Origin of the sequence: Nocardia takedensis NBRC 100417 (genome assembly GCF_000308695.1) — a bacterium.
Lineage (GTDB): Bacteria > Actinomycetota > Actinomycetes > Mycobacteriales > Mycobacteriaceae > Nocardia > Nocardia takedensis.
Genome location: NZ_BAGG01000086.1, coordinates 1 through 354 on the forward strand (window position 1 = coordinate 1; position 354 = coordinate 354).

The 354-nt window shown below is 68.4% G+C and carries 1 protein-coding gene; it reads right to left on the minus strand.

The features are described from left to right. Positions 1 to 354 (minus strand): pyridoxal biosynthesis lyase PdxS (locus ON30_RS17470; RefSeq protein WP_040708509.1); only part of this gene is annotated, 354 nt, incomplete at both ends.

The following is a 354-nucleotide window of genomic DNA, read 5'->3' on the forward strand; positions in this document are numbered from 1 at the left end:
CAGCCGATGCGGCTGCGGGATCTCGTCGACACTGATTCCCACCATCGCCTCACCCAGCCCGCGCGACACCTTCGCCAGCACATCGGGGTCGTCGTAGAAGGTGGTCGCCTTGACGATGGCGCTCGCGCGCTGCGCGGGATTGCCGGACTTGAAGATGCCGGACCCGACGAACACACCCTCCGCGCCGAGCTGCATCATCATGGCCGCGTCGGCCGGGGTGGCGATACCGCCCGCGGTGAACAGCACCACCGGGAGCTTCCCGGTTTCGGCGACCTCACGCACCAGCTCGTACGGCGCCTGCAGTTCCTTGGCGGCGACATACAGCTCATCGGCAGGCAGCGCGGACAGCCGGGT